General features: G+C 72.3%; 24 protein-coding genes. 13 read left to right on the top strand and 11 right to left on the bottom strand.

Translation table 11 applies throughout. The features are described 5' to 3' along the window. Nucleotides 1–12: 12 nt before the first annotated feature. Nucleotides 13–1,452 (bottom strand): M1 family metallopeptidase, encoded by a 1,440-nt coding sequence (locus OHA72_RS29185; RefSeq protein WP_327010988.1) that lies wholly within the window; start codon nucleotides 1,450–1,452, stop codon nucleotides 13–15. A gap of 17 nt (nucleotides 1,453–1,469) precedes the next feature. Further along, complete coding sequence (locus OHA72_RS29180) at nucleotides 1,470–2,357, bottom strand: metal ABC transporter substrate-binding protein (RefSeq protein WP_327010987.1); 888 nt, start codon at nucleotides 2,355–2,357, stop codon at nucleotides 1,470–1,472. Between the two features lie 162 nt (nucleotides 2,358–2,519). On the opposite strand from OHA72_RS29180, the gene OHA72_RS29175 reads away from it, so the two are divergent. Continuing rightward, a complete protein-coding gene (locus OHA72_RS29175; protein WP_327010986.1) occupies nucleotides 2,520–3,155 on the top strand; it encodes a dihydrofolate reductase family protein in 636 nt (211 codons plus the stop codon). Here the strand turns inward: OHA72_RS29175 and OHA72_RS29170 are convergent. Beyond that, nucleotides 3,142–3,612, bottom strand: coding sequence for a GNAT family N-acetyltransferase (locus OHA72_RS29170; RefSeq protein WP_327010985.1), 471 nt, complete (start codon nucleotides 3,610–3,612; stop codon nucleotides 3,142–3,144). The genes OHA72_RS29175 and OHA72_RS29170 overlap by 14 nt on opposite strands. Before the next feature lie 125 nt (nucleotides 3,613–3,737). On the opposite strand from OHA72_RS29170, the gene OHA72_RS29165 reads away from it, so the two are divergent. Next, nucleotides 3,738–5,105 carry a cytochrome P450 gene (locus OHA72_RS29165; protein ID WP_327010984.1) on the top strand — a complete coding sequence of 456 codons (1,368 nt, stop codon included), beginning with the start codon at nucleotides 3,738–3,740 and terminating at the stop codon, nucleotides 5,103–5,105. Between the two features lie 10 nt (nucleotides 5,106–5,115). Next, entirely contained in the window at nucleotides 5,116–6,564 is a 1,449-nt protein-coding gene (locus tag OHA72_RS29160; protein WP_327010983.1) for a DHA2 family efflux MFS transporter permease subunit, read from the top strand. Here OHA72_RS29160 and OHA72_RS29155 read toward each other — a convergent pair. Beyond that, nucleotides 6,559–7,272 carry a TetR/AcrR family transcriptional regulator gene (locus OHA72_RS29155; RefSeq protein WP_327010982.1) on the bottom strand — a complete coding sequence of 238 codons (714 nt, stop codon included), beginning with the start codon at nucleotides 7,270–7,272 and terminating at the stop codon, nucleotides 6,559–6,561. The genes OHA72_RS29160 and OHA72_RS29155 overlap by 6 nt on opposite strands. Before the next feature lie 191 nt (nucleotides 7,273–7,463). Between OHA72_RS29155 and serS the strand changes: the two genes are divergently transcribed. Beyond that, complete coding sequence (gene serS, locus OHA72_RS29150; RefSeq protein WP_327010981.1) at nucleotides 7,464–8,756, top strand: serine--tRNA ligase; 1,293 nt, start codon at nucleotides 7,464–7,466, stop codon at nucleotides 8,754–8,756. Between the two features lie 1,157 nt (nucleotides 8,757–9,913). On the opposite strand, the gene OHA72_RS29145 is transcribed toward serS, so the two are convergent. Together OHA72_RS29145 and OHA72_RS29140 are read right to left on the bottom strand one after the other, a co-directional pair. Further along, nucleotides 9,914–10,504 (bottom strand): TMEM165/GDT1 family protein, encoded by a 591-nt coding sequence (locus OHA72_RS29145; protein WP_327010980.1) that lies wholly within the window; start codon nucleotides 10,502–10,504, stop codon nucleotides 9,914–9,916. A gap of 247 nt (nucleotides 10,505–10,751) precedes the next feature. After that, nucleotides 10,752–11,099, bottom strand: coding sequence for a Fur family transcriptional regulator (locus tag OHA72_RS29140; protein WP_327011689.1), 348 nt, complete (start codon nucleotides 11,097–11,099; stop codon nucleotides 10,752–10,754). Nucleotides 11,100–11,287: 188 nt separating this feature from the next. Between OHA72_RS29140 and OHA72_RS29135 the strand changes: the two genes are divergently transcribed. Both OHA72_RS29135 and OHA72_RS29130 read left to right on the top strand, forming a co-directional pair. Continuing rightward, nucleotides 11,288–11,752: an effector-associated constant component EACC1 gene (locus tag OHA72_RS29135; RefSeq protein WP_327010979.1), complete on the top strand. Its 465-nt coding sequence runs from the start codon at nucleotides 11,288–11,290 to the stop codon at nucleotides 11,750–11,752. 2 nt (nucleotides 11,753–11,754) lie between these two features. After that, the gene (locus tag OHA72_RS29130; protein WP_327010978.1) at nucleotides 11,755–12,714 is read left to right on the top strand and encodes a helix-turn-helix transcriptional regulator; all 960 of its coding nucleotides are present in this window, start codon (nucleotides 11,755–11,757) and stop codon (nucleotides 12,712–12,714) included. Here the strand turns inward: OHA72_RS29130 and OHA72_RS29125 are convergent. Further along, the gene (locus OHA72_RS29125; RefSeq protein WP_327010977.1) at nucleotides 12,705–13,619 is read right to left on the bottom strand and encodes an SDR family oxidoreductase; all 915 of its coding nucleotides are present in this window, start codon (nucleotides 13,617–13,619) and stop codon (nucleotides 12,705–12,707) included. The two genes, OHA72_RS29130 and OHA72_RS29125, sit on opposite strands and share 10 nt — an antisense overlap. A 46-nt stretch (nucleotides 13,620–13,665) precedes the next feature. Beyond that, nucleotides 13,666–14,007: a hypothetical protein gene (locus OHA72_RS29120; protein WP_327010976.1), complete on the bottom strand. Its 342-nt coding sequence runs from the start codon at nucleotides 14,005–14,007 to the stop codon at nucleotides 13,666–13,668. A gap of 50 nt (nucleotides 14,008–14,057) precedes the next feature. Here OHA72_RS29120 and OHA72_RS29115 point away from each other — a divergent pair, with 50 nt between their 5' ends. Then, nucleotides 14,058–15,362: a CoA transferase gene (locus OHA72_RS29115; protein WP_327010975.1), complete on the top strand. Its 1,305-nt coding sequence runs from the start codon at nucleotides 14,058–14,060 to the stop codon at nucleotides 15,360–15,362. A 37-nt stretch (nucleotides 15,363–15,399) separates the two neighbouring features. On the opposite strand, the gene OHA72_RS29110 is transcribed toward OHA72_RS29115, so the two are convergent. Next, complete coding sequence (locus tag OHA72_RS29110) at nucleotides 15,400–16,650, bottom strand: ROK family transcriptional regulator (protein WP_327010974.1); 1,251 nt, start codon at nucleotides 16,648–16,650, stop codon at nucleotides 15,400–15,402. 115 nt (nucleotides 16,651–16,765) lie between these two features. Here OHA72_RS29110 and OHA72_RS29105 point away from each other — a divergent pair, with 115 nt between their 5' ends. The 6 genes from OHA72_RS29105 (at nucleotide 16,766) to OHA72_RS29080 (ending at nucleotide 19,669) form a co-directional block, all read left to right on the top strand. Beyond that, nucleotides 16,766–16,960 (top strand): PAS domain-containing protein, encoded by a 195-nt coding sequence (locus tag OHA72_RS29105; RefSeq protein WP_327010973.1) that lies wholly within the window; start codon nucleotides 16,766–16,768, stop codon nucleotides 16,958–16,960. Then, the gene (locus OHA72_RS29100; RefSeq protein WP_327010972.1) at nucleotides 16,957–17,556 is read left to right on the top strand and encodes a sensor histidine kinase; all 600 of its coding nucleotides are present in this window, start codon (nucleotides 16,957–16,959) and stop codon (nucleotides 17,554–17,556) included. The genes OHA72_RS29105 and OHA72_RS29100 overlap by 4 nt, the downstream gene beginning before the upstream one ends. A 29-nt stretch (nucleotides 17,557–17,585) precedes the next feature. Further along, entirely contained in the window at nucleotides 17,586–17,771 is a 186-nt protein-coding gene (locus tag OHA72_RS29095; protein ID WP_327010971.1) for an ATP-binding protein, read from the top strand. 37 nt (nucleotides 17,772–17,808) lie between these two features. Next, the gene (locus tag OHA72_RS29090; protein ID WP_327010970.1) at nucleotides 17,809–18,345 is read left to right on the top strand and encodes a YciI family protein; all 537 of its coding nucleotides are present in this window, start codon (nucleotides 17,809–17,811) and stop codon (nucleotides 18,343–18,345) included. A 99-nt stretch (nucleotides 18,346–18,444) separates the two neighbouring features. After that, complete coding sequence (locus tag OHA72_RS29085) at nucleotides 18,445–18,774, top strand: GlsB/YeaQ/YmgE family stress response membrane protein (protein WP_327010969.1); 330 nt, start codon at nucleotides 18,445–18,447, stop codon at nucleotides 18,772–18,774. A gap of 52 nt (nucleotides 18,775–18,826) precedes the next feature. After that, a complete protein-coding gene (locus OHA72_RS29080) occupies nucleotides 18,827–19,669 on the top strand; it encodes a universal stress protein (RefSeq protein WP_327010968.1) in 843 nt (280 codons plus the stop codon). Here OHA72_RS29080 and OHA72_RS29075 read toward each other — a convergent pair. Both OHA72_RS29075 and OHA72_RS29070 read right to left on the bottom strand, forming a co-directional pair. Then, nucleotides 19,666–20,916 (bottom strand): aminotransferase class I/II-fold pyridoxal phosphate-dependent enzyme, encoded by a 1,251-nt coding sequence (locus OHA72_RS29075; RefSeq protein ID WP_327010967.1) that lies wholly within the window; start codon nucleotides 20,914–20,916, stop codon nucleotides 19,666–19,668. The genes OHA72_RS29080 and OHA72_RS29075 overlap by 4 nt on opposite strands. A 16-nt stretch (nucleotides 20,917–20,932) precedes the next feature. Then, nucleotides 20,933–23,977: an EAL domain-containing protein gene (locus tag OHA72_RS29070; protein WP_327010966.1), complete on the bottom strand. Its 3,045-nt coding sequence runs from the start codon at nucleotides 23,975–23,977 to the stop codon at nucleotides 20,933–20,935. Nucleotides 23,978–24,219: the final 242 nt, after the last annotated feature.

Here is a 24,219-nt window from a genome sequence, read left to right as displayed (position 1 = left end):
CGCCGCCGCCCGCTACGCCGGGGTCGTCGGCGAGTCCAGCCACGCGTCGATGAGCTTCGTGAAGTCCTTGCCGGTCTGCCGGTTCACGAACGCGGTGAACGCCGCCCGGTCCTGCGCCGTGCCGGCGTGCTGCGACACCCACGCCCTGGCCAGGGCGAAGAACGCCTGATCGCCGAGGGCCTTGTGCAGCTCGTGCAGCATCAGCGCCGGGCACACGTACACGTTGCTCTCCGCGAAACTGTCCGCCCGCGGGTTCCCGGGCGGCCCCAGCCGCTGCCGTGCGTCCGCGTCGCTCTTGCGCGCCCGCTGCGCCCAGTCCTCAATGTCGTAGCCGTCGCGCTCCGCGGTGTACAGCGCCTCGGCGTAGGTCGCCCAGCCCTCGTTGAGCCACACGTCCTTCCACACCGCCGGGCCGACCGTGTCGCCGAACCACTGGTGCGCGTACTCGTGCAGCATGATCCCGTCCAGCGGCGTCACGCTCTTGGAGTCGCCGAGCACATCACCGCCGATCGTCACCATCTGCTGCGTCTCCATCGCCGAACGCGACGGCACGATCACCGCGCCGGCGCTCGGGAACGGGTACCGCCCGAACCGAGCCTCCAGCCAGCGCAGATGCTCCGGCGCCTTGCGCAGCACCGGCAGCAGCCGGTCGTCGGTGCCCGTCCGGGTCCACAGCGTGATCGGCAGGTCGTGCGGGCCGGTCAGCCGCTCCGCCTGATACCGCTCCCCCACCGCCAGGGTCGTCAGGTAGGTCGCGACCGGCTGCGCCGAGGAGTAGGTGAACGTGCTGCCCCGCACCGCGCCGGGCGTGCCGCCGGCGATCGCCTCCCAGCCCTCCGGCACGGTGACCGAGATGTCGTACAGCGCCTTGTCCGACGGCTGGTCGTTGGCCGGGTACCAGGTCGACGCGCCGAACGGCTCCTGCATCGTCCACAGCTCGCCCTCGGCGGTCACCGTCAGCCCGAGCGGCTCGGCGTCGCCCCGGTGCGACGGCATCGGCACCGGCGCCGGCGTCCCCGAGTAGCCCACGACGACGGTGACCGTGGTCCCGGCGGTCAGCGCCCGCTCGACGGTCAGCTTGCCGCCGTCGACCCGGCCGGTCGCCGCGGCGCCGTCGACCGACGCGCTCGTCACCGTGTACGGGCTGGTCAGGTCCAGCCGCAGCGACGGCTCCGCGCGCAGCACCCGCAGCTTCAGCGTCGCCGTGCCGGAGAGCGTCCTGCTCTGCGGCGCCCACGTCAGCGCCAGGCCGTAGTGCAGCACGTCGATGGCCGGGTTGCCGTACGCCGGATACAACGGGTCGGCGACCGGGGTGGACGTGCCGTCCAGGTTGCCGGGATCCAGCTGCTGCGGCGACGGCTGCGGCGTCAGCGACCGGGCCTGGCCCGGCGTGCAGCCCGCCAGGACGACGGTCGCGGACAGGGCGGCGAGGAGTCTCGATGGGCGGCGCACCGGCCCAAGCATATGACTCAGCTGCACCCGAGCGCGTCACGCAGTGCGACGAGGTTGCGCACCATGACGGAGATGTAGTCGCCGCCCTCCTCGACGCCCTCGATCGGGTCGAGCACGGCCGCCTTCGCGCCGATCTCCTTCGCGACCGTCTCCGACAGCTTCGGGCTCACCAGGGCCTCGAAGAAGATGGTCGTCGCGCCCTTCGCCTTCGCCAGGGCGGCGACCTCCGACACCCGCTGCGGGCTCGGCTCCTCCTCCGGGTCCAGCCCGGTGATCGGCACCTGCGTCAGGTGGTACCGGGCGGCGAGATACCCGAACGCCGCGTGGCTCGTCACGATCTCGCGCCGCGCGCACGTCTGCAGCCCGGCCGTGTACTCCTCGTCGAGGCGGCGCAGCTCGTCCTGCAACTGTCCGGCGCGCACCTTCATCGCGTCGGCGTGGGCCGGGTCGACCGCGGCGAGGCGCTCCGCGAGCTTGCCGACGACCGCGGCGAACCGGATCGGGTCGAGCCAGACATGCGGGTCGGCGCCGTGCTCCGGCCCGGACTGCAGGGTCTCGACGCCGGCGACGTCGAACGCCTTGTTCTTCGCCTGCAGCTTGACCGCCTCGTCGACCGACGGCTGGAACCCCGACAGGTACACCACCAGGCTCGCGTCACTGATCTGGGCCAGCTGGCTCGGCTTGAGCTCCAGGTCGTGCGGCTCCGCGCCGGCCTGGGTCAGGTTGGTGACCGCGGCGTTCTCCGCGCCGATCCGCTCGCTCATGTACTGCAACGGGTAGAAGCCCGCCACCACCCGCAGCCGGCCGTCGTTCTGCTGCTGGGCGGCCGGCTCGTCGCCGCAGGCGGCGGTGCTCAGCAACAGGGACCCGGCGGTGAGACCGGCGAGGACGGCGCGACGCAGCATGATCCCATCCTGGCGACTGTTGACAATGATTGTCAAAAACGCATGGTTGCGCCGGTCACATCGCCGTAAGCTTCCTAGGAACCTAGTTCTACCGTGCCGTGTCGATCCGCGACTCACGTCTCCGACCTGGTGGTGACACCGATTGAGAGAGGACTTCCGACCATGCTGCGTGCGCACAACTTCTCGGTCTCCGTCGACGGCTACGGCGCCGGCCCCGACCAGCGCGTCGAGGACCCGCTCGGCACCGGCGGCGAGCGGCTGCACGACTGGATGTTCCGGACCCGCACCGCCAGGCGCATGACCGGCGAGGACGGCGGCAGCGAGGGCGTCGACGACGAGATGATCGCCGCCGGCCAGACCGGTCTCGGCGCCACGATCATGGGCCGCAACATGTTCGGGCCCGTGCGCGGGCCGTGGGCGCCGGACGAGACCTGGGCCGGCTGGTGGGGCGCGGACCCGCCCTACCACCACCCGGTCTTCGTCCTGACCCGGCACGCCCGGCCGAGCGTGACCATGCAGGGCGGCACCGTCTTCCACTTCGTCACCGGCGGCATCGAGGCGGCCCTGGAGCAGGCCGTCGACGCCGCCGGCGGGCTCGACGTGCGGCTCGGCGGCGGGGTCTCCACGGTCCGGCAGTACATGCGCGCCGGCCTGCTCGACCAGCTGCACGTGGCGATCATCCCGGTCGTGCTCGGCCGGGGCGAGCGGCTCTTCACCGACGGGCTCACCGACGGCTACGCCTGCACCCGGATGGTCGCCTCCGACGCGGCGACCCACGTGATCCTCAGTCGAGTGTGATGGCGAACTGACGGGCGGTGATGCCGTACCAGCGGTCGGTCAGCCCCTCGTCGGTCATGCCGAGGCGGGTCGCGACCGCCTGGGACGCGAGGTTGTCCTCGTCCGTGAGGGCGAGGACCCGCCCGCCGGTCCGCGACAGCAGCTCACGCGCCGCCCGCGTGGCGAGACCCTTGCCGTGATGGGCCGGGTGCAGGTGCCAGCCGATCTCGACCTCACCGTCGTCGCCTTCGAGCGGCAGCAGCAGGACCGTGCCCACCGGTACACCGTCCACCTCGATCGCCCAGTAGCCTCTCGGGCCGTCCTCCCGCCCCCGCATCCGGCCCAGCCTGGCCAGTGCCTCCTCGCGGTCCGGGATCACCCGCCGCGGGTGCGCGCCCAGGTGCCGCATCACCTCCCACCGGGAGTAGATGTCGTAGAACGCCTCGACGTCGTCTTCAGTCCACCGCCGCAACCGCATGCCGATCATGATGCACGGTTCGTCACCGTCAGGTGACCCAATGGGCCTCCGTGACCGACGACGTTCGATATGATCCGCAACGTTTGCCGTGATCATGTTGCCGATCCCCGGAGGACCGACGCTCAATGACCGTCACCGGAACAACCTCGGCGCCGGCCCGGCCGATCCCCCTCGCGAAGGGCCGCCCGATCGTCGGCAACGTCCTGGAGCTGGCCAGGGACCCGGCGCGGTTCTTCGCCCGGGCGTACCGCGACAACGGCCCCGTCTTCAGGATCAAACTGTTCAACAAGACCTGCACGGTCATCGCCGGCGCCGACGCGGCCAACTTCATGGGCTCGCGGGAAGGCCGGGAGTGCCTGCGGTCCAAGGAGTTCTGGCAGGGCTTCCTGGACGAGTACGGCGGCACCCGCACGATCCTCGGCGAGGACGGCGACAGCCACAAGGAGCTGCGCGAGATCATGCGCCGCGGCTACTCCCGTGACGCCATCAAGGGCCGCGGCAACGAGCTCGTCGAGATCACCGACCGCGTCATCGAACGCGACTGGAAGCCCGGCGGGTCGGTCCCCGTCGTGCACGCCCTGCAGTACATGGTGACCGACCAGCTCGGCACGATCCTCACCGGCAACGCGCCGCTGGAATACGTGCCGGACATCCGCACCATGACCCTCTACGTGCTCAACGTCCTGGTCACCAGGCAGCGGCCGAAGATCCTGCTGCGGAACCCCCGCTACAAGAAGGCCCGCGCCCGTGTGTTCGAGCTCAGCGACACGATGGTCGCCTCGCTGCGCGCCACCGCGGGCAGCAAGCCACCGCAGGAGCGCAACCTCGTCGAGGACCTCATGGACGTGCACCTCAACCGCGAGGGCGTCCTGCCGGCCGACGACCTCGTCCTGGCCCTGACCGGCCCGTACGTGGCGGGCCTGGACACGGTGGCGAACACCACCGCGGCGTTCATCTACTCCGTCCTCAAGCACCCCGAGGTCCTCGCCAAGGTCCAGGCCGAGGCGGACGCCCTGTTCGCCGGCGGCGACATCACCGACGACGACCTGCGCAAGATCCCGTCGATCCGGTACGCGCTGATGGAGACGATGCGGCTGTATCCGATCGCGGTCGCGCTCAACCGGACCGCGACCAGGGACTTCGAGTTCGCCGGGCACACGATCAAGGCGGGCGAGATGGTGTACATCGGCACCACCGTGCCGCACTTCATGCAGGAGTACTTCCCCGACCCGGACGCCTTCGACATCGACCGTTACTCCAAACCCCGGTCGGAGCACCTGCAGCCGGGCGCGTACTCCCCGTACGGCCGCGGCCCGCACACCTGCCTGGGCAAGAGCTTCGCCGACGTGCAGATGGCCCTGTCGATGGCGCGCCTGTTCCACCGCCTCGACCTTGAGCTCGACCCGCCTGGCTACACCCTCGTCACGAAGACCGCACCGACCCCGGGCCCGTCGATGAAGTTCAAGGTGAAGGTTCGGCGCCACCGCCACTAGCCTTCTTCGCATGGCAACGCTCTCGTACGGCAGCGCGACCGGCCGCTGGGTCCTCACCGCGACGATCCTCGGCTCCGGCATCGCGGCGATCGACGCGACCGTCGTCGGCATCGCGCTGCCGGCGATCGGCCGCTCCTTCGACGCCGACCTCGAGACGTTGCAGTGGGTGGTCACGTCCTACACTCTCGCCCTCGCCGGGCTGCTGCTCATCGCGGGCGCCCTCGGCGACCGGTACGGGCGCAGACGGGTCTTCCTCATCGGCGTCATCTGGTTCGCCGTCGCGTCGATCCTGTGCGGCGCCGCCCCGGACGCGCCGACCCTCATCGCCGCCCGTGCGCTGCAGGGGGTCGGCGCGGCCCTGCTCACCCCCGGCAGCCTCGCCATCCTCCAGGCCTCGTTCCGCCCGTCGGATCGCAGCCGGGCCATCGGCGCCTGGTCCGGCCTCGGCGGCGTCGCCACCGCCATCGGCCCGTTCCTCGGCGGCTGGCTCGTCGGCGCCGCCTCCTGGCGGCTGATCTTCGCGATCAACGTCCCCATCGCCGCCGTCGTCGTCCTCATCGCCTGGCGCCACGTCCCCGAGTCCCGCGACGCCACCGCCACCGGCCGCATCGACGTCCTCGGCGGCACCCTCGTCACCCTCGGCCTGGTCGGCGTCACCTACGGCCTCATCGAGAGCCTGCCGATCTTCCTGATCGCCGGGGCGCTGTTCCTGGCCGCGTTCGTCTGGTGGGAGCGCCGCACCGCCCATCCCATGCTGCCGCTGGACCTGTTCGCCGCACCCCAGTTCAGCGCCACCAACGTCGTCACGTTCGTCATCTACGGCGCCATCGGCGGCGCCCTGTTCCTGCTGCCCATCCAGCTCCAGCAGGTCGCCGGCTACACCCCGCTGCAGGCCGGCGTCTCCCTCCTGCCGATCACCGTCATCATGCTGCTGCTGTCGGCCCGCTCCGGCGCCCTCGCCACCCGCATCGGCCCCCGCCTGCAGATGAGCGCCGGCCCCGTCCTCGTGGGCGCCGGCATGGCCCTGTTCACCCGCGTCACGGCGTCCGGCTCGTACCTGACCGAGGTCCTGCCCGCCGTCGCGGTCCTCGGCCTGGGCCTCGCCACGACCGTCGCCCCGCTCACCGCGACCGCCCTGTCCTCGGCCCGCTCCAGCCACGCCGGGATGGCCTCCGCCGTCAACAACGACGTCGCCCGCGCGGCGGGTCTCATCGCCGTCGCCGTCCTGCCGGCCGCGGCCGGGATCACCGGCGCCGCGTACCTCGACCCGGACGTGTTCTCCGCCGGCTTCCACACCGCGGTCCTGATCTGCGCGGCGCTCTGCCTGCTGGCGGGCGCGGTAGCCGCCGTCACGATCCGCAACCCTCCGGCCGCCCTGCCCGCTCCATCGGGCAAGCCCTGGCTGCACTGCGCTGTCGACGCTCCCCCGCCGCCGCCACCGCATGGTGTTGCTTCATGACCGCTGGGTCAGCAACCCTTGCAGGACGCTGCGGACGGTGCGTTCGAACAGGTCGGGGGCATCGCCGGGCGGCGCGGCGGGGTTGGTGAACGCCGCGGTCAGGTGCGGGTGGGCCGCCGGGTCGACCAGGGCGAACAGCTGCATGGCCTGCTGCTCTCTGACCGTCGGGTCGGCGGCCGACGGGTCGTTGGCCGGCGGGTTCATGGGGACCGGTGTGGAGAACAGCGACACGACGCCGGTCAGCACGGCGACCGCCTCCATCTTCGTGCTCGCCGCACTCGGCAGCGGCGCCATGATGGCCAGGCAGCGCTCGAAGTAGTTGACGGTCTGCGGCCCGAACGCGCCCGCGCGCCTGGTGGCCTCGGTGAGCCACGGGTGGCGGCGGTACAGGGCCAGCTGGTCGCGGGCGACGCCGACCAGGTCGTCGAGCCAGTCGCCGGTCAGCGGCCCGTCGAAGGGGAACTCACCGAGGGCCGCGTCGACCATGAGGTCGAGCAGGTCGTCCCGCGAGGACAGGTACCGGTACAGCGAGCCGGCACCTGTGTCCAGCGCCGCCGCGACGGCCCGCATCGACACGGCGGGCAGACCACCCTGGTCGGCCAGCACGGTCGCGGCGGCCACGATCTCGGCTCGGCTGTGCTGCGGGACCGGACCCCGGGACCGGCGGTCGGGCCGGGTCCAGATCGATTCCCGGGTTGCTCCGGACATGCCGCCAAGCATAAATCGCAAACGACGTTCGCAGTAGCGGACACGGGCGCCCGCACCCATCACCTGCAGCTGGTGCCGACCCGGCTCGTCATCGCAGGGGTAGTTGCAATGGCGGTCGGAAATTGTGTCGGACCCACCCGGTAACATCCGTGACGTCGGTGAAAAAACCTAGCCAAAGGTGCGCGGCAACCATGCTCGACATCGAGTTGATTCGCAAGGACCGGGCCTCCGTCGAGGCCGCACTGTCCAAGAGGCTCGAGCCGTCCGAGGTGTCCCGCGCGCTGAGTGCCATCGCCGAGCTGGACAAGCAGCGCCGCGAGCTCATCGGCGAGATCGACGCCGAGCGGGCCCGCCGCAAGGAGGAGGCCCGCGCCTTCGGCGCCGCGAAGGCCGCCGGTCAGGCCGTCGAGCCGACCACCCGCGACGCGAAGGCTGCGCTGCAGGAGCTCGAGGAGCGCCTCGCCGCCGTGCAGGAGCAGCTCACGACCGTGATGAGCGAGCTGCCCAACCTGCCCGCCGACGACGTCGTGGGCGGCGGCAAGGAAGCCAACGTCGTCGTGAAGGTCTTCGGCGAGGCCCCGAAGATCGACAATGTCCGCGACCACGTGACCCTCGCCAACGAGCTCGGCCTCGTCGACTTCGAGCGCGGCGTCAAGCTCGGCGGCTCCGGCTTCTGGATCTACACCGGCTGGGGCGCCCGCCTCGAGTGGGCCCTGGTCAACTGGTTCATCGATCGGCACTTCACCGCCGGCTACCAGTTCATGCTGCCGCCGCACCTGCTGCTCGACTCGGCCGGCTATGCCGCAGGACAGTTCCCGAAGTTCTACGACGACGTGTTCCACATCGCCACCGAGGGCGACGAGCGCGGCCGGTTCCTCCTGCCGACGTCGGAGACCGCAATCCTCGGCGCCTACCAGAACGAGATCTTCGAGACCGCCGACCTGCCGCACAAGGCGTATGCCTACACGCCCTGCTACCGCAGCGAGAAGGCCGGCTCGCACTCCGACGAGCGCGGGACCGTGCGCGGCCACCAGTTCAACAAGGTCGAGATCTTCCAGTTCACCACGCCCGAGGACGGCGAGAAGACCCTCGAGGAGATGGTCGACTACGCCGAGGACCTGGTGAGCTCGCTCGGCCTGCACTTCCGCCGGTCGCTGCTCGCCGCGGGCGACTCCAGCGCCTCGATGCGCAAGACCATCGACATCGAGGTCTGGATGCCGAGCACCGGCAAATACAAGGAGGTGTCGTCCGTCTCCTGGGCCGGCGACTACCAGGCCCGTCGCGCGGGCATCCGCTACCGCGTGCCGGGCTCGAAGAACAACCGCTTCGTGCACACGCTGAACGGTTCCGCCCTCGCAACCAGCCGCATCTTCCCGGCGATCCTCGAGCAGTTCCAGCAGGCGGACGGTTCGGTGCTCGTCCCCGAGGTGCTGCGCGACAAGGTCGGCACCGACCGCATCGTGAAGCCCACCAAGCGCAGGTAGCCCCTCCCAGCCGCCAATCGCCGCCGTGACCAAGCCGACCCGGCCGGAGTGATCCGGCCGGGCGGCCGTCGGCTCTGACCGTCCTCGCCACCGGGCAACGACGTCGCAGCACGGTGCACCTGACCCCGCTCGGAGCCGAGCTGGGGCGGACCACTGCGAGCCGAGCCGACCGGACCACGGCGAGCAGCGCCAGGCCACGCCAACCCGGACCGCGTCAACCCGGACCGGGACCGACCACGCCAAGCCAGGCAGGACCGGACCAATCCAGGCCGGGACGGACCACGCCAAGCCGACGCGGACCGCCCGGAGCAGGGCCACACCGCGCAGAGCAGGACCGGACCGGCCCGGGCCGCACTGGTCGGGCCGCACCGAGCCGCGCCACACCAGACCACACTGAGCAGAGCCGGACCGCACCAACCCGGACCGGGACGGACCACGCCAAGCCGAGCCGGACCCGCCCCAACCAGGACTGCACTGAGCAGAGCCGGGCCAATCCGGGCCGAGCCACACAGGGCCGAACCGGACCGAGCCGGACCGGACCGGACCGGACCGGACCGGACCGGACCGAGCTGAACCGCACGAGGGCCGAACTGCACGGGGCCGCACCGCACCGAGCCGGGCCGCGGCGCGGCGAATCAGAGGCGGCCAAGTCGCGGCACGGAGACGGCCGGCGCGGTGAGCCTGAGGCACTGCGGGGAGCGCTCCACACCCATCACGCACGACAAGAAGCCAGGCGCGCCGAGCCGTCTCGACGAAGTCGCCGTGGAGCGGCCGGCCGTGGGTGCGCGCCGCTCGCGGCGATGTCCATGACGTGGCCCGGGTCGCAGCGACCTGGGTCTGAGTGCGAGGCGCAAACGATCCTGCGGCGAAGATCGCGGTCCGATGCGTGGTACTTCCCGGTCTGGCAGTCGATCCCGACCGCTTCTCCGTGATCACGGAGCGTCATGGGGCCAGGCCCATCGAAGTTCCGTGGTCACTGAGACGGGAATGCGCCGTCCCAGTGTTCAGCACCGTTCAGCCGGGTCCGATCTTGCCATCCATGATCGGAGTCGCTCGGCGGCCGTCCACGCGGCCGGCCGGCGACTTCGATCAACCGCGAGATCCGCTCTCGGGGTGGCGCAGACCCTCGAGGTGCATGAACTGGTCGTGCCCCGGGGTCACAGCAGCTCGCGGAGTGCTTCGATCAGGAGCCAGGCGCCGAACACCGCGAACAGCACCGCCGCGCCGTACTTGATGGTGCGTTCCGGGAGGCGTTTGCCGAGCAGGCGGCCGAGCAGGATGGCGAGGGCGTCGGCGGCGACCATGCCGAGTGTCGAGCCGAGCCAGGTGCCGAACCAGCCGTGCTGGGTGGCGAGGGTGATCGTGGCGAGCATCGTCTTGTCGCCGAGTTCGGCCAGGAAGAAGGCCACGCCGACGGCGAGGATCGCGGAGCGGGTGGTGGGCTGGGAGGCCTTGTCGCGTTCGGCGTCGGTGAGGGAGTCGCCGCGCAGGGTCCAGGCGCCGAACGCGAAGAACGCCACCGCCGCGACGAGGGAGATCCAGCCGGTGGGGAGGGCGGCGCCGAGGCCGTACCCGACGGCGACGGAGACGAGGTGCACGACGGCGGTGGCGACGGTGATGCCGATGAGGACCGGCAGGGTCTTGAATCTGGTGGCGAACGTCAACGCCATCAGCTGGGACTTGTCGCCGAGTTCGGCGACGAAGATGACGCCGAAGCTGATCGCGAGGGCAGCGAGGAAACCGCTCATGTGCAGTGAAAGACCTTCCCGGGTGGACCGGGAGGAGGGCACGGACGACCTCGACCCGGCTTGTTCAGCCTGAGTCGAAGGTCTCGTCCGCCCCGGATCCCGACCGGAAACCGGCCGGAACGCCCCTGCCGGAGACCGGCCGGAAGCAAGAGGCCGCGTGGCCGGGGGCGCGAACGCCCCAGTATGTCGACCACGCAGTTGGAGGACTACTCCCCTTCGCGCGCTGCCAGCGTACCCAAGAAATCGCTCAACGCGCGCAGCGGCCGCACGTGCCGAAGATCTCAAGTGTGTGGCTGACGTCGGTGAAGCCGTGCTCCTCGCCGATGCGGTCGGCCCACCGCTCGACGGCGGGGCCGAGCACCTCGACGGTGCGGCCGCAGCCCCGGCACACGAGGTGATGGTGGTGGCGGTCGCTGCAGCGCCGGTAGCGGGTGTCGCTGCCCGGGACCTGCATGACGTCGATCTCGTTGGTCTCGGCGAGCAGCTGCAGCGTGCGGTACACCGTGGTGAGGCCGACGTTGTCGCCGCGTTCGCGGAGCATGACGTGCAGCTCCTGCGCGCTGTGGAACCCGTCGACGTTGCTCAGCAGCGTCATCACGGCGTCGCGCTGGCGGGTGTTGCGCCGGGTTGGGTGCTGCTCCACGTCGTTCACGAGTCGAAGCCTAAGTCGTTCACCCGGAAAAGCTTAGCGTGACCTCACCAAACCAGCGTGGTCGAGCCCGTCGGCCGCGCCGCGGCGGCACCTTCGTACGAGATACGGAGACAAGCCGGTACGGTGCGGTCGTGGACATCAGCCTTGAGGTCGACGACGAGGAATCCCTGCGGATGCTGTACCGCTGGCTCCGCGACGACGAGATCCGCCGGACCGTGCCGGTGACCATGGTCCCGACGCCGCCGCGCCCCGGTGAGATGGGCGCGGCGTTCGAGATCATCAGCGCCGTGGTCAGCAACGGGATCGCGCTCGGCGGTCTGCTGGTCGCGGTGGCGTCGTGGCGCGGGTCGCGGCCCCGACCGCCGAGGGTCCGCATCCGGCACGGCGCAACGGTCGTCGAGCTGGACGGCTCCCCCGACGAGATCCGCCGCGTCGTCGACGCCCTCGACCCGCCGGCGCCCGCCGGCGAACCGCCCGCGGACACCAGCCCGGCACCACGACAAGACCCCGCGCCGCGACAAAACCCCGCGCCGCAGCAAGACCCGGCGCCGCGGCAAAACCCCGCACCGCGACCGGACCCGACGCCGGACGTCTAGGCGTGCGCGCCTCGCGGCTCATCTCGCTCGTGCTGCTGCTGCAGGCCGGCGGCACCGTCACCGCCGGTGAGCTGGCCGAGGCACTGGAGGTCTCCGAGCGCACCATCTACCGCGACATCCTCGCCCTGTCCGCCGCCGGCGTGCCGGTCTACGCCGAGCAGGGCCGCGCCGGCGGGTACCGGCTGCTGGACGGCTACCGCACGAAGCTCAACGGCCTCAGCCGCGCCGAGGCGGAGGCGCTGTTCCTGTCGGGGCTGCCCGGCCCGGCCCGCGACATGGGGCTCGGTGACGCGCTCGCCGTCGCGGAGCTGAAGGTCGCCGCGGCGCTGCCCGCGCCGATCCGGGACGCGGCCGGCCGGGCCCGGCAGCGCTTCCATCTGGACGTGCCCGGCTGGTTCGAGGACCCGGCGCAGCCGCCGCCGTGGCTGGCCGAGCTGGCCCGCGCCGTCTGGGACGACCGGGTGGTGCGGCTGCGCTACGAGCGGCGCGAGGTCGTCACCCGCACCGTCGAGCCGTACGGCCTGGTGCTCAAGAACGGCGCCTGGTATCTGGTCGGTCGCGTGGGCGGCGACCTGCGCGTGTACCGGGTCGACCGGATCGCGGACCTCACCGTGGAGGCGGCGGCGTTCACCCGCGACCCGGCGTTCGACCTGGCCGCGTTCTGGGCGGTCCGCGCCGACGAGTTCGTCCGGCGGGTCCTCGCCGAGCGGGTCACGATCCGGGTCACGCCCACCGGCCTGCGACTGCTGCGCCATGCCGTCGAGTCGCTGGCGGTGCGGGAGGCCGTGCACCACCCGGCCGACGAGCAGGGCCGGGTGGTGCTGGAACTGCCGGTCGAGTCGGTAGAGGTCGCCTATACCCAGTTGCTGCGGCTGGGCCCGGAGGTCGAGGTGCTCGCCCCGGACCGGCTGCGCAAGCTCATGAGCGACGCCGCGAACCGCATGACCGAGCTCTACCGGTAGCCGGTGGCATCGGCGGGCTTGCCCGCCTCGTGCACCTCGCGGAAGTAGCGCCACCAGTCGGGGCGGCTGCCGTCGAGGTCGGTGAAGCCGTACACCCCCGACAGCTGCCCGCTGGACAGCGACTGCCCGTTCCACCGGGCGACGTCCGGGTCGGCGGCGAGCGCGGCCACGGCCCGCCCCAGGTACGCCGGCGTCTCGGAGATCACGAAGTGCGGCTCCTTGGCGGTGGCGTCCAGCCAGTTCGCCTCGGTCACGCCGAAGTGCTCCAGCATCATCTCCGAGCGCAGCCAGCCTGGTGTGATCGCGACCGCCGTCGCGCCGTGCGGCTTGAGCTCGTGCGCCTGCGCGAACGCCAGCCGCAGCACCGACGTCTTCGCCAGGTCGTAGAAGAACGACACCCGGTAGTTGCCGGCGTTGTACTCCAGGGTCCCGTCGGTCACCTCGACGACGAGCCCGCCGGGCCGGCGGATCAGCAGCGGCAGCGCCGCATGGCTGGTGATGATGTGGGTGTCGATCGCCAGGCGCAGGATGTGCAGCCCGGTGTCCAGCGAGTCCTCCCACAGCGGCTTGTCCCAGGTGAACAGCCCCTCGGCGCCCCAGATGTCGTTGACGAGCACGTCGAGGCGGCCCTGCTCGGCGTCGATGCGGGCGACCAGGTCCCGCACCTGCTCCGGCACGAGATGGTCGACCTGCACGCCGATCCCGACGCCGCCCGCCGCGGTGACCAGCTCCGCGGTCTCCTCGATCGTCTCCGGCCGCGCCATCTCCGACTGTTGCCGCCGGGTGGTGCGGCCCGTCGCGTACACCGTGGCCCCGGCCGCCCCCAGCTGCACCGCGATCTGCCGCCCGGCGCCTCTCGTGGCCCCCGCGACCAGCGCGACCTTGCCTTTCAGTGGTGTGTCCATGCCGGTGACGGTGCCAGCAAAACCTGACAACCCGTGTCCGACTTTTCTAGCGGATCTTGCCGTCGACGCGGGGGCGCCGGGCGCCCTCGACGGCGACGCAGATGCCGTAGACCTTCGCGTGGCCGGTCCAGCCGTTGATCCGGCCCCGGTTGTTGCTGATCTGGACCCGGCCGCCGGCGGCGTCGACGGCCGACACCAGGTGCAGGTAGACCGTCCCGGCGACCTTGGCCAGGACGATGTCGCCGACCTCGACCTTCGCCGGGTCGACCGGGCTGACCGTCACCAGCTCGCGGCTGCGCACCAGCGGCACCATCGAGGACCCGCTGGGCCGGAACCGCACCGTCGCGCCGCCGGCGACCCGCGCGGCGACCATGTCAAGAGCACCCATCGTGTCGCGAGCATGCACCCCCGTCCGGCGCGGTGTCGAGCGAGAATGGCATGGTGAGCGTCGATATCTCCGGTCCCGCCGTCCCCGGTGCACTGGCGGCGCCCCTTGCGGTCGCCAGGTGCGCGACGGCGGCGGTGGCGATGTGCCTGGACGCCGCCGCCGACCTCGCCCAGGCGCGGACCGGCCGCCGGCCCATGGTTGCCCTCGACACCGCCCACGTCGCCGCGGCCGTGCGTGGTGAGGTGCTGCTGCGCGGGCCCGACGGGCGCGGCATCGACGGGTTCGCCCCGCTGTCGCGGCTGTGGCCGGCCGCCGACGGCTGGGTCCGCACCCACGCCAACTATCCGTGGCACCGTGCCGCGCTCCTGGCCGCCCTGCGCACCGACGCCGGCGGTGTGGCCGCAGCGATCGCCGACCGGTCCGCCGTTGAGGTCGAGCGTCTGGTGTACGCCGTTGCCGGCCTCGCCGTCGCCTCCCGCCGCCCCGCCGAGTGGCTGCACGAGCAGGCGTCGGCCGACGAGGTGCCCGGCCCGCTGGTGCGCAGCACGCCGCTCGGTGCGCGGCGGGCGTCCGCACGGGACAGGATCCCCGCCGGCAGGGTCCTGCCGGCGGCCGGGATCCGGGTCCTCGACCTGACCCGGGTCATCGCCGGACCCGTCGGCACCCGGATGCTGGGCGCGCTGGGCGCCGACGTGCTGCGGGTCGACGACCCTGCCCGGCCCGAGCTGCCGCTGCACGCGGTCGACGGGGTCGTCGGCAAGGCCAGCACCCTGCTGGACGCCCGGGCCGCCGCGGGGCTGGAGGCGCTGCACCGGCTGCTCGACACCGCCGACGTGCTGGTCACCGGGTACCGGCCGGGTGCCATGCGCCGGCTCGGCCTGGACGCGGACCAGGTCGCCGAGCTGCACCCCGGCACGGTCGTGGTCTCCCTGTCCGCGTGGGGCACCACCGGCCCGTGGGGCGCCCGGCGCGGCTTCGACAGCCTGGTCCAGGTCGCGACCGGAATCGGCTGGCTCACCCGGGACGCCGCGGGCCGCCCCGGTGCCCTGCCGTGCCAGCTGCTCGACCACGCGACCGGGTACCTCGCCGCCGCCGGTGCCCTCACCGCCCTCGCGGCCCGGGAGCGCACCGGCGCCGCGGCCCACGTCGAGGTGTCCCTGGCCCGGACCGCCCGGTGGCTGCTCGACACGCCGCTGGACCCGTCACCCCCGCAGGACACGCAGACGGCGCCGTTCCTGGTCCCGCTCGGCGCGGGCTGGACCGGTGTCAGCCCGCCGGGCACGATCGACGGCGCCCCGCTGACGTGGCCGCACCTGCCACCGGCCTACGGCGCCGCCCCCGCGACCTGGAGCTGAGCCCCACCCGGCGCGGCAGACCGGCCAGGCAGACCGGTCAGGCGGGACGGCGCAGCGTTGCCAGGATCGTGTCGCGGACCGCGGAGCGGCCGGCCTCCTGGGCGCCGAGCAGCGCGGCGTCGTCGTGCAGGGTGCTGGTCGCGATCGCCGTTTCCAGCGGCGCGGCCTCGGCCAGGGCGGTCGCGACCGCGGTGCTCAGCACCGGGCCGCCGGCCTGGCCGACTTCGCCGCCGATGACGACGAGCGGCGGGTCGAGGACGGCGACGACGGCGGACAGGCCGATGGCGATCCGGCCGGCGAGGGTGGTGACGAAGCTGCGGGCGGCGTCGTCGCGCTCCGAGGCGCGGGCGACGGCAGCGGCCATGGTGCCGGCGGCGGTGCTCTCCTGCAGGCCGTACTCGGCGGCGAGGTCGAGCACGGCGCCGCCGCCGACGAGGTCCTGGAAGTCGACGCGGCCGGTGAAGCCGCGGCCACCGGTGACGCCGGGCAGCATCATCGGCATGTACCCGATCTCGCCGGCGCCGCCGCGGGCGCCGCGCAGCAGGGTGCCGCCGAGGTCGATGGCGAGCCCCAGGCCGGCCTCGCCGAGCCAGAGCAGGGCGAAGCTCTCCGCGTCGTGGCCGGCGCCGTGGGCGCGCTCGGCGACGGCGGCGAGGTTGACGTCGTTGTCGACGCCGACGGGCACGCCGAGGCGGCGGCGCAGGTCGTCGACGAGGCCGGGGCGGCCCCAGCCGGGGACCTCGACGTGGTGCAGGACGTCGGTGCGCACGTCGTAGGACCCGGCGACGGCGATCTGCACCTGCGCGACCGGGTCGGGCGCGATCCGGGCCTCCTTGCACACGTCCTGCACCGCGTCGACGACGGCGGAGACGGGGTCGGTGCGGGTGAAGTCGACCGCGAGCTCCAGCCGGCCGCGCACGGTCCCGGCGAGGTCTGTGACGGCCGCGGTGACCGTCGGCAGGTCCGAACCCGGCGAAGCACCCGGCGAAGCGCCGGGCGGCGAGGACGCGGTCCGGTCGCGCACGGACAGGGCGACGGAGTACGCGGCGTCGGGGTTCACGGCGTACACCTCGGCGTTGGGGCCGGGCCCGGCGCTGACGTAACCGACGACGGTGACGAGTTTCGCCTCCGTGAGCCGCCGTAGCGCCTCGGAGATCGTCGGTTTGGACAGGCCGGTCAGCTCACGCAGGTCGCCGCGCGTGAGGGTGCCGCGTTCGAGGACATGACTCAGGGCGGCCGCGTCGTTCATGGCCCTGAGCAGCTTGGACGATCCGCCGAGGTGCGTCATGGTGGCTCGAACCGTATGGTCGGCCGTCGGCGGGTGTCAATCGCCACTCGCGGTCGGGTGGACGTCACTTAAACTCACCAAGAGGACAAAACCGACGAAAAGCGTGGTCAAGGTGATGACGGTCGATCCGGAGCTGCTCGCGGCGGCGCTCGACCAGCTCGGCACCGGGCTGCTCGTCACCAGCGCCGACGGCACCGTCGTCGCTGCCAACCAGGCGACCCGGGACCTCCTCGGCGACGAGGCGACGGAGACGACGGGGGCGACGGGGCGACGGGCCGCAAGGTCGGCGACACCGTCGCCGCGGCGATGACCGCGCAGGAGCACGGGCGCTGGTCGCCGCGGCCGGGGCTGGTCGTGGAGTGGAGCTGGAGCGCGCTGCTGCCCGGCACCCCGCACGAGGGCCGCTGCCTGGTGCTGCGGGACGTGTCGCACCGCATCGCCGACCGTGCCAGGCTCCGCCGGCAGAACCGGGCCCTCGCCGAGCTGGTCGCCATGAAGGCCGAGTTCACCGCCGCCGTGTCGCACGAGCTGCGCACCCCCGTCACGTCGATCGCGGCGATGTCGCAGCTGCTCGGCGAGGAGGTCACGGAGCCGGATCCGCTCGCCGCGGTCGCCCGCAACGCCGCCCGGCTGCTCGGCCTGATCGACAACGTGACCGAACTGGCTCGCATCGAGAACGCACCGCCCGCCGGTACCGGCGAGAAGGTGGCACTGGAGCAGCTCGTCGCCGAGGCGTTGCCGGGCTGGGCCGCCGCCCGCGACGCCGCGGTGCACCTGACGGCGGGTGGTGCGCACGACGCGACCGTGGAGGGCGAGCGGGTGCTGCTGCGGCGGCTCGTCGACGCCATGATCGGCATCGGGCTGGCGGCCGCCGAGCCGGGGGCGCGCTGCTCACCGTCGACGTGACGGCCACCGACAGCGGCTGACGGGTCACCGTGCCGATCGGCGGCCGGGGCGGTGACCGGCTGTTCACGTCGTCGGCGGCCACCGGCGAGGGCGTGCGGCACGACTCGACGGCGTTGATGCTGTGCCGGGCCATCGTCGCGCGGCACGGCGGCCGGCTGAGCACCGACACCGACGCCGGCGGCGCCACGGTGCTGGCCGCACACCTACCCTCCTGAGCGCACAGGCTGTCAGCTCGTGGGAGACTCCCGCACCATGCTGCACTTCGTTTACGGCATGGACCGCCCGGGCACCGGCCCGCTGCGCATGGAGCTGCTCGAAAAGCACTGGGCGTACATGGACGGCTACGTCAAGCAGCTCACCGCCCGCGGCCCGACGCTGAACGAGGACAGGACCGAGGCGACGGGCAGCATCCACATCGTCGAGCTGCCGGACCTCGCCGCCGCGCGGGCGTTCGCGTTCGACGAGCCGAACTTCCAGGGCGGCGTCTACGATCCCGTGCTGCTGCTGCGGTACGAGGACACCCTCGGCGGCACCATGTGGCAGCACGCCTCCGGCGCGGGCGAGGGATTCCTGCTCATCGGGCACGCGACACCGGGCACGCTGCCCCCCGCGGCCCCGGCGCCGGCGCGCGGCACGCTCGCCCGCGGTGAGCTGTTCTCCCACGAGGACGGCGGCTGGCTCGGCACCGTCGTCCTGGTCGAGGCGCCACAGGTACGGGCCGCGGACGTCCTGCCGGGACGCTACGACGAGGTCGAGATCCACCCGTGGCAGATGGGCGGCCGCCGCTGATCGACTCCCACCCCTGCGCGGCCGGCCGAGGGCGTGTACGGTGCCGGTCGATTGATTCAACGCGAGGGGAGCGCGGGTGCCATGCACATCAACGACTTTTTGACTGCGATCCCGATCGGCCTGCTCATCGGTGTCCTGGGCCGGCTGGTGCTGCCGGGCCGCCAGTCGATCGGGCTGTTCATCACGTTCCTGATCGGTGTCGGCGCGGCGCTGCTCGGCACGCTCGTCGCCGAGCTGGTCAACCTCGACGACGACGCCCTCGTCAAGGTGTGGAAGATCCAGTGGAGCTGGTGGGAGCTGGGCATCCAGGTGCTGTTCTCCGCGATCGGCATCGGGCTGGCCAACACGCTGACGTACACCAGGCTCGCCTCCGGCAACCCGAAGCCCCGCAAGCGCACCACCCGCCGCCGCAAGAAGGCCGAGGACTGACCCGAGACCAGCGCCGCTGGTCGATGCCCGTCCCGCGAGGGACGTTGGATACATGGACAGACCAGTGGTCGTCGGCGTCGACGGGTCCGTGGCGAGTCTCGGCGCGGTGCGATGGGCCGCCGACGAGGCCGCCCGGCACGACCGGACGCTGCGGATCGTGCACGCGATGAGCTGGGAGGGCCCCGCGGACGGGCAGGGGGTCGTGCTCGACGCGGCCGCCGACGCGCGGGGCTGGCAACCGGGCATCGCGGTGGAGACCGTCACCGTCGGAGGGCCCTCCGCCCGGGTCCTGCAGGAGCAGTCCCGCACCGCAAGCCTGGTGGTGATCGGCGGCAGGCCGCACGACGGCGGCCTGCTCAACTCCTCGGTCGGCGCGCACCTGGCCGGCTTCGCGCACTGCCCGGTCCTGGTGGTCAACCGGGGCGAGCGGTGGCTGACCGAGGACCGGCACCCGTCGGGCATGTGGCCGGGGCCGCCCGCCCCGGACCATGCCGGTCCGGGCGCCGACCCGATGACGGCGCTGCCCGGCACCGCGCCGGTGGTGGTCGGCGTCGACGGGACACCGTCGGGCTGGCGCGCCCTCGAGTTCGCCTACGACGAGGCCCGGTCGCGGCACGTGCCGCTGGTGGCCGTGCACGCCGGGCACACCCGGCCGCACAGCACCGTCTACGCGGACCTGGCGCCGTGGCTGCGCCGGCACAGCGACGTCGACGCCCGGTTCGCCGGGCTGGACGAGCCCGTCCTGGAGGCGCTCACCACCGCCGCCAACGAGGCCCTGCTGCTCGTCGTCGGCGCGCACCGGGTCTGCTGGTTCGAGAAACCCAGACCGAACCCCCGCACGCAGCTCATCGTCCACCACGCCGCCAGCCCGGTCCTCGTGACCCGCAGCGTCTAGCTCGCGCTGGTCTCCCGGGCGGACTGGAACACCTCGGCGGCGGCGAGCTCGCTGATGACGGCGTTGAGCTCGTCGATCTGCTCGTCGGTGTTGGCCGCCGTGACCTGCACCCGGAAGCCGACCTGGTCGCGAGGCACCCCCGGATAGGGCGCGAGCGTGACGAACAGCCCGCGCCGCCACAGCAGCTCCGACACCTCGACCAGGTCACGGTCCAGCGCGATCGGCAGCTCGATGATCGGCGTGTCATCGGTGTTGGGGGTGAAGACGCCGAGGCCGCGCACGTGCTGCAGCACCCGGGCCGACATGCGGTGCAGGTCGGCGCGCAGCTTGTCGCCGCGCTCGGCGTTGACGTCGAACCCGGCCAGGACGGTGGCGAGCGACGCGGTCGGCGACGGACCCGAGTACAGGTAGGGCGCCGCGGCCGCCTTCAGCCGGTTCTTCAGCACGGTTGGCACCGCCAGGAACGCCAGCAGCGACGAGTACGCCTTGGAGAACCCGCCGACGAGCACGACGTCGTCGTAGGCCTCGCCGAAGTAGCGCACGATGCTGTTGCCGCCGGTGCCGTACGGGCTGGTCTCCTCCGGCGACCGGGCGCCGATGACGCCGAAGCCGTGCGCGTCGTCGACGTACAGGACCGCGCCGTGCGCCCGGCACAGGTCCAGGTACTGCCCGATGCGGGGAATGTTGCCGGTCATGCTGTTCACGCCGTCCATGCACACCAGGACCGGACCGGGCAGGTCGGTGGCCAGCAGCGCGGCGAGCTCGTCGATCGTTTTGAACCGTTTCAACGTAGCGCCCAGGCCACGGGCGTGCACGCAACCGTCCCAGATCGTCTTGTGCGCCCGGGCGTCGACCAGCAGCGTGCCCTGCTGCGCCAGGACCGGGATCACCGACAGGTGGATCTGCGTGATCGTCGGCAGCACCAGCGCGTCGGGGGCGCCGAGCAGGTCGGCGAGCCGCTCCTCGATCCGCGGGTACAGCGCGGGATTGCCCAGCATCCGCGACCAGCTGGGATGGGTGCCCCAGCGGCGTAACTCCCCATCGACGGCGTCGATGATCTGCGGCTCGAGATCGAAGCCGAGGTAGTTGCACGAGGCCCAGTCGGTGAGCCAGTGCTGCCCGACCCGGATCCGGCGGCCGTCGACCTCGTCGATGACGGCGTCGTAAAAGCGGGTGCGGGCACGCAGGTCGGCGATGCCGCTGTAGCGGGGATCGTCGTCGACCGCGGCGGCGAGGTGGTTGAGCACAAGTCCTCCGAAGGCCTTAGGCCGCCGTCCGACTTCCCCGTTGAAGCCCCGACGCTTCCTCCAACAACCATTGACTCGCGTCACCGTAGCTCAATGGCCGGGAGAACAAGTACCCCTGGCCGAGATGGCAGCCCATCGTCACCAGAAGGTCACGCTCGGCTTCGGTTTCGATGCCCTCGGCCACGATCTGCAGTTGCAGGATCGCGGAGAGCTGCACGATCATGTCGACGACGGCGTGCTGCTCGGCCGAGGACGCGATGGTGTCGATGAAGCTCTTGTCGAGCTTCAGCACGTCGACGGGCAGGCGCCGCAGGTAGGACAGCGACGAGAACCCGGTGCCGAAGTCGTCGATGGCGATGCGCACGCCGGCCTCGCGCAGCTCGGCGAGCTCGGCGGTGACCTCGCCGTCGTCGTGCAGCAGCAGGCTCTCGGTCATCTCCACCAGCAGGCTCGCCGGCGGCAGCCCCATCCGGTCGATCTCCTGCAGGACCCACCGGGCGAAGCCCTGCTCACGCCCGCGGAACTGGCGGGCGGAGACGTTGACCGACACGTACACGTCCTCGCCGGGGTGCAGCAGGCGCCACTGCGCGGCGGCCTCGACCGCGTTGCGCAGCACCCACGCACCGAGCGGCACGATCAGGCCGCTCTCCTCCGCGACGGAGATGAACTCGGCCGGGGACACCATGCCGCGGGTCGGATGGTTCCACCGCACCAGGGCCTCGAAGCCGTGGGTACGGCCGTCGCCGATGGCCACGATCGGCTGGAAGTGCAGCAGGAACGCGCCGTCGGCGATGGCCCGGTCCAGGTCCGCGCGCAGTTTGTGCCGCTCCACGACGGCGCTGTGCAGCGAGGACTCGTAGCGCCGCCAGCGGTCCTTGCCGGCGTCCTTGGCGACGTACACGGCGAGGTCGGCGTGGCGCAGCAGGTCCTGCGCGTCGGCGGCCTCGGCGGTGGTGGCGACGCCGATGCTGCAGGTGGCCGTGACGTCGCCGTGCGGCAGCTCGAACGGGGTCGCGAAGCTGGCGAGGACCTTCTCTGCGACGCGCTCGACGTCGGCGGCGCTGCCGGCCCGGCGGACCAGGGCCGCGAACTCGTCGCCGCCGAGCCTGGCCACGGTGCCGGCCGCGCCGTAGGAGCCGTCGACGGCGCGCAGCGCCTCGGTGAGCCGCTTGCCGACCGCGACGAGCAGCGCGTCGCCGGCGCTGTGGCCGAGGGTGTCGTTGACGACCTTGAAGTCGTCGAGCTCCATGATGAGCACGCCGACGGTCGCGCCGTTCTCCGCGCCGGAGCTGACCGCCTCCTGCACCCGGCCGAGGAACACCTCACGGTTCGGCAGGCCGGTGAGCGCGTCGAAGGTGGCCCGCTGGTACAGCTCCGCCTGCAGCCGGCTGCGTTCGGTGACGTCGCGGAGGGTGACCACGATGCCGCCGACGGTCGGCTCGCCGCGCAGGTCCCGGAACGTCGCCTCGACCAGCGCCGGCCGGCCGTCGGCGCCGGTCACGCGCAGGTCGTCGCCGGGCCGGTCGACGCCGCGGGTGCGCAGCTCGTGCAGCCGGCGGTCGACCTCGATGAGGCTCTCCTTCGCGAACGCCATCGGCAGCGGGGTGCCGTCGAGCTGGTCGCTGCCGAACAGCGCCCGCGCCGACGGGCTGGCGTAGCGGATCTGGTCGTGGTCGCCGACGATGAGGATGACGTCGGCGGTGTTGAGCACCAGGGTGCGGAAGTACGCCTCGCTGTTGCGCCGGCCGATCTCCTCGCCGAGCGCGATGCGCTCCAGGGCGAGGGCGGCCTGGGTGGCGAGGATCTGCGCGGCCTCCTGCACGCCGACGAGCGCGACCTCGTCGGCGGCGATGAACAGCGCCCGGCCGGACTCGCGCCCCTCCACCGGTGCCAGGGGGCAGCACAGGGTGACCTCGAAGTCGCCGAGCTCCTCGGCGAGGGCGGGTGCCAGCGTCCGCGTGTACGGCATCGACACGACGCCGTCGCCCACGGGCGCGACCACGACCCGGTGCGCCCGTCCGAGGGGCAGCAGCTCGGCGATCGCGGTGCGCACGGTCGCGGTCACGCCGGCCTCGTCGGTCGCCATCAGCAGCGCCGCGCCGGCCCGGCGCAGCCGCCGCTCCCGCTGCACGGTGCGGCGCTGGACGTTGACGGCCCGGCCGAGGCGCAGCAGGACCATGCCGGACAGCAGCGCCGAGGACGCGGCGATGACGGTGGCGTCGTGCACCTCGCCGCTGCGCATCTCGAAGTAGAGCACGCACGGCGCGATGAACAGGGCCAGGCCGAGCAGCAGCAGCCGGCCGAAGTGCTCCTCGCCGGCGCGGTGCACCTTGGGCTCGGTCAGCTCCCGCATCGACGGGTGCAGCGCGGCGACGCCCCACAGCGCGTAGAACGCGGCCCAGCCGATGTCGACCGGGCCGCCGGTCTCCCAGACGCCGTTGAGCTGCTTGACCCCGTAGCCGACGTCGGCGCTGAGCAGCCCGACGCCGCCGGCGGCCAGCAGCAGCAGGGCGGGGCTGCGCCGCACGGCGGTGATGAGCCGCGCACCCACCGCGAGCACCACGATGTCGGCCAGGGGGTAGGCGATCGAGATGCTCTTCTCCAGCACCGACAGCGCCGGATCCTCGACGTAGGGACGGATGAGGAAGATGTACGACAGCAGCCCGAGCCCGGCGGTCACGGTGACGGCGTCGTACAGCCCGCTCGGGTCGCGGCGGGCCACCCCGATGCGGATCAGGCCCACCAGCGCGGCGGCGATCAGCACGTACACGGCCAGGTAGAAGCCGTCGGCGATGGACGGGAAGCCCTGCCGGTCCAGCACGCGGGTGAGGACGTCGGCGATGAGGTCGCCGGTGATGAACGAGGCGACGGCGCCGGCGAGCAGGAACCAGGGCGCGCGGCGGCGGGGCTTGTTGAGGCGCACGCCGGTGACGATCGCCGCGACGCTGGTGAGACCGATCGCGGACCACAGGATCAGGTGCAGCGCGGGCAGCGCGAAGTTGGCCGCCACGAGGGCAGCCATGATCACGCAGTAGCCGGCCAGCACCCTACGCGGCGACACGCATCCCTCCCGACCGTCACGGTGGCGCCCCGACGCTACCCAGTGACACCCGTAAACGCCCCATCGGCACGAGGCGCGTCCCATTTAGGCTTTTTGGCGAGGGGAGCCATCGGCCTGCCCTCACCGTAGATTGTTTGCTGCCGAATGAGGAATACCTTGCATGCACATGCCATGTGGCGTCGACCAGGCTATTTAAGGCAAACGAGAGGTTTGTGGAGTTCGCTCCGCCGGACGCCCGGATC

It is taken from the genome of Dactylosporangium sp. NBC_01737 (assembly GCF_035963215.1).
Lineage (GTDB): Bacteria > Actinomycetota > Actinomycetes > Mycobacteriales > Micromonosporaceae > Dactylosporangium.
The sequence above is the reverse complement of the archived record's forward strand: the minus strand, read 5'-3'. Positions and strand labels throughout refer to the sequence as shown.

Coding starts and splice junctions, on each gene's coding strand:
- serS (WP_327010981.1), top strand. CDS start 7,464: ATGCTCGACATCGAGTTGATTCGCAAGGACCGGGCCTCCGTCGAGGCC.
- OHA72_RS29175 (WP_327010986.1), top strand. CDS start 2,520: ATGCTGCGTGCGCACAACTTCTCGGTCTCCGTCGACGGCTACGGCGCC.
- OHA72_RS29170 (WP_327010985.1), bottom strand. CDS start 3,612: ATGCGGTTGCGGCGGTGGACTGAAGACGACGTCGAGGCGTTCTACGAC.
- OHA72_RS29100 (WP_327010972.1), top strand. CDS start 16,957: ATGACCGCGCAGGAGCACGGGCGCTGGTCGCCGCGGCCGGGGCTGGTC.
- OHA72_RS29145 (WP_327010980.1), bottom strand. CDS start 10,504: ATGAGCGGTTTCCTCGCTGCCCTCGCGATCAGCTTCGGCGTCATCTTC.
- OHA72_RS29080 (WP_327010968.1), top strand. CDS start 18,827: ATGGACAGACCAGTGGTCGTCGGCGTCGACGGGTCCGTGGCGAGTCTC.
- OHA72_RS29140 (WP_327011689.1), bottom strand. CDS start 11,099: ATGACGCTGCTGAGCAACGTCGACGGGTTCCACAGCGCGCAGGAGCTG.
- OHA72_RS29160 (WP_327010983.1), top strand. CDS start 5,116: ATGGCAACGCTCTCGTACGGCAGCGCGACCGGCCGCTGGGTCCTCACC.
- OHA72_RS29110 (WP_327010974.1), bottom strand. CDS start 16,650: ATGACGCACCTCGGCGGATCGTCCAAGCTGCTCAGGGCCATGAACGAC.
- OHA72_RS29105 (WP_327010973.1), top strand. CDS start 16,766: ATGACGGTCGATCCGGAGCTGCTCGCGGCGGCGCTCGACCAGCTCGGC.
- OHA72_RS29125 (WP_327010977.1), bottom strand. CDS start 13,619: ATGGACACACCACTGAAAGGCAAGGTCGCGCTGGTCGCGGGGGCCACG.
- OHA72_RS29155 (WP_327010982.1), bottom strand. CDS start 7,272: ATGTCCGGAGCAACCCGGGAATCGATCTGGACCCGGCCCGACCGCCGG.
- OHA72_RS29090 (WP_327010970.1), top strand. CDS start 17,809: ATGCTGCACTTCGTTTACGGCATGGACCGCCCGGGCACCGGCCCGCTG.
- OHA72_RS29115 (WP_327010975.1), top strand. CDS start 14,058: ATGGTGAGCGTCGATATCTCCGGTCCCGCCGTCCCCGGTGCACTGGCG.
- OHA72_RS29180 (WP_327010987.1), bottom strand. CDS start 2,357: ATGCTGCGTCGCGCCGTCCTCGCCGGTCTCACCGCCGGGTCCCTGTTG.
- OHA72_RS29165 (WP_327010984.1), top strand. CDS start 3,738: ATGACCGTCACCGGAACAACCTCGGCGCCGGCCCGGCCGATCCCCCTC.
- OHA72_RS29120 (WP_327010976.1), bottom strand. CDS start 14,007: ATGGGTGCTCTTGACATGGTCGCCGCGCGGGTCGCCGGCGGCGCGACG.